The 1884-nt window shown below is 30.1% G+C and carries 2 protein-coding genes; both read left to right on the forward strand.

All coding sequences use genetic code 11. From position 1 onward, the window contains the following. The first annotated feature begins 406 nt into the window (after nt 1-406). A complete protein-coding gene (locus ES677_RS15010) occupies nt 407-814 on the forward strand; it encodes a hypothetical protein (RefSeq protein WP_013552042.1) in 408 nt (135 codons plus the stop codon). A gap of 167 nt (nt 815-981) precedes the next feature. Next, nucleotides 982-1749 (forward strand): hypothetical protein, encoded by a 768-nt coding sequence (locus ES677_RS15015; RefSeq protein ID WP_148381699.1) that lies wholly within the window; start codon nt 982-984, stop codon nt 1747-1749. The last annotated feature ends 135 nt before the right edge of the window (nt 1750-1884 follow it).

Here is a 1884-nt window from a genome sequence, read left to right on the forward strand (position 1 = left end):
TCTACCTACTTACCCTTTTGATACTCTTTGGGCGTTGCAATGATGTGGTTGCTTACCCGAATAAATAGGCCTCTGTATACGGTTTCTGTTCGTCAGTACCGAGTTTTGTAGTCTCGCTTTCTTCAGATGTAACTTTGCAGTTACCACCCTTGCGACTTACTAATGCTTCTAGGAGTTACCCCAGCGCATAAGGGACTTGCACCCTCTAGATTAATTACTTACTTTGCTGTAAGTTAAAGATGCCCATACTGGGCACACACACCGTATATAATTTATTGCTATTTAAAGGTTAACGAATGGTAGTTGCATATTTGTTAGCTTCTGATTTTCCGTTGGAAAATCCTTGCATACAAACACGCAACAAACCATATACGAAAACGTTGGCAAACATTTAAAAATCAGAACTATGAAAATAAATTTTAACGAAAAAGAAAAGTCGATTGAAATAAAAGACGGATTAAAAACGCAGTATTTAATGATAAAAGTAATGCTGATTTTTACTCTTATTAATTCTATTCTTTTTCCTGTTTTTGTTTTAGACAAAAAGCAATTAGAATGGATGGGATTTATTTGGATAATTCTTGGATTGGCATCTGTGATAATGTTGATTTATCAAATAATGAAAAAATCGACATCGGAAAAATTGAATTTATCTGAAATCAGCTCGCTTACCGAAAAACAAGTTTTTGGTCGAAAAAGATTTAGTCTGAAATTGAAAAACGGAAAATTGAGAGACTTAATGGAAATGAAAAATGAATCTGATATTATAGAAACTAAAGAGTTGTTTAAAAATATCGGAATTCAAATAAGTTGAATAAAATAAAAAACGATTTGCCAACACCGTATAAAAATAATTGCGGTTTAGCGCTTAATCAAAGGTCGTTGCGTGTTTGTAACGTCTGATTTTCCTTCGGAAAATCCTCGCATACAAACCCGCAACTATCCTTATACATAAACGTTGGGCACAATTAAAACGAACGAATGAACAGACTTCTAATTTTCCTTTTTTCAATATTATTTATTGGCTGCTGTAATGAAAAAAAGGTATTGAATAATGGACTTACTAAAAAAGCGGCCAAAAGTACAGTTTACTTTATAAGAATTGAGAAAGATTCTTTAAACAAGGAAGTTAAAGATACTGTAGCAATAAGAGAAAACAAATACAATACTAATGACCAAATATCCAACTTAATTCAGACAACATTGCCGAACAATGAAAAGATGGAAATTGATTATATCTATAACAATTTTAATAAAATAAAAACAGAAATCGTAAAAATGTCAAATGATAGTTCAACCTATACTGTGGATTATTTTTATAAAGATACTTTAGCGATTAAGACACATTCAGAAACTAAAAATGATGTTTTTCGTTTTAAACAAATTGGCGAATATGAATATAATTCTGACCATACTCTAAAACAAAGTTCTCTATTACAACAATTCTTTGATATTGAATCTAATGACACAATTACCAATACAATTGAAATCAGTAAATATGACAATAACGAATTAGTAACTGAATCTGAATTGCATAATTATTTGAAACCCGAAAGAAATCGAACTTTCAAAAACGAATATGATTGCGGAACTTTAATGAAAACACAAGAATTTGATAGTAAAGATTCGTTGCTTTCAAAAACGGAATATAAATATGAATATGACAAATTTGAAAATTGGATTAAAAAAGAATTATTTATAAATGACGAACTGAATTATATTCAATCGAGAGAAATAGAATATAAATAACTGTGCCCAACAAAGTACTGTGGTAAAAAACAAGTAAAAACCCATTAACTTTTCACTAAAGTACTTCTATAAGAATCATCATATATTAATCCAGATTTTGCTATTGCAAAAGCTTGTTTTAGTAGCTTATTACAG

This window comes from Bizionia gelidisalsuginis, assembly GCF_008086185.1.
Classification (GTDB): domain Bacteria; phylum Bacteroidota; class Bacteroidia; order Flavobacteriales; family Flavobacteriaceae; genus Bizionia; species Bizionia saleffrena.

What these genes read in the sequence shown, in the direction of transcription:
- ES677_RS15010 (WP_013552042.1), top strand. Translation starts at nt 407, where the DNA reads ATGAAAATAAATTTTAACGAAAAAGAAAAGTCGATTGAAATAAAAGAC.
- ES677_RS15015 (WP_148381699.1), top strand. Translation starts at nt 982, where the DNA reads ATGAACAGACTTCTAATTTTCCTTTTTTCAATATTATTTATTGGCTGC.